The sequence below is a fragment of the Brevundimonas sp. MYb52 genome (assembly GCF_002979535.1).
Taxonomy (GTDB): Bacteria; Pseudomonadota; Alphaproteobacteria; order Caulobacterales; family Caulobacteraceae; genus Brevundimonas.
The window spans coordinates 1-1,015 of sequence record NZ_PCPB01000035.1; the positions used below are offsets into that span (position 1 = coordinate 1).

Genomic DNA, 1,015 nt, shown 5'->3' on the forward strand with positions numbered 1-1,015 from the left:
AGTCTTAGAAGTTGATGTCGATGGTGGCGCGACGGTTGAGCGGCTCGCGCACGCCGTCAGCAGTGGCCTTGGCCAGGGCGGTTTCGCCCTTGCCGTCGAGGGCGATGACGCCGCCGTTGACGCCTTGGGCGACCAGGGCGTCGGCGACGGTGCGCGAACGACGGTTCGACAGGCCGAGGTTGTAGGCGGCGTTACCCGAGGTGTCGGCGTGGCCGACGACCAGGATACGGGTCGGAGCGCCCGACTTGGCGTAGTTGGCGGCCTGGGTCACCACCGAACGGGCTTCAGCCGTCAGGTCCGAGCGATCCCAGTCGAAGTAGACCACGAACTGACGCGCAGCCGGCTTAGCGCCGAAGGCGTAGCGCAGGCCCAGGGTCACGGTGTGGCTCTGGTCGTAGTCGCCGGCCATTTCGCCGAAGCTGTTGCTGGCCGCGTTCGTGAAGGTCGCGAACTCGGCGTCGCCCGTCAGATAACGGTAGGTCAGGTCGATGTTGGCGCGATCCGAAACGGCCCAGGCCAGACCGGCGATCGCCTGAGCGGCGAACTTGGTCGAGCTGTCGTCAGCGGCGAAGGTGACAGCCGGGTCCTGGCGCAGACGGCCGACCGTGTCGGTGTTGACGCGGTTCAGGCCGACACCGAGACCGACGAAGGGACGGATGCCCCAGGCCGAATAGCCGAAGTCATAGATGACGTTGGCCATCAGGGTGGTCGAGGTGATGTCGCCTTCCGGCGAGTAGCACGGACCGGTGGCGGGCGTGATGTTGCACAGGCCTTGCGGGCCCGAGACGGCGCGCACGGTGCCGATGTCGCCCGAGCGGTAGCCGCCTTCGAGTTCAACGCGCCAGTTGGGGTTGAAGCGGTAACCAAGGCGAGCAAACGCAGCCCAGCCGTCGTTCACTTCCCAGTTCCAGTTGGAACCGTTGGTCGTCGACTCAGTGTTGATGTCGTCGATGATGTGATAGCCGGCGTCGACTGCGCCGTACCAGCCGTCCGGCTCAGCCGAAGCGGCGCCAGC

At 66.4% G+C, this 1,015-nt stretch carries 1 protein-coding gene; it reads right to left on the bottom strand.

Annotated features, from left to right (window positions below; genetic code table 11):
• Positions 1-4 precede the first annotated feature (4 nt).
• On the bottom strand, positions 5-1,015 hold a 1,011-nt coding region (locus tag CQ039_RS16480), incomplete at its 5' end, for an OmpA family protein (protein ID WP_105746550.1).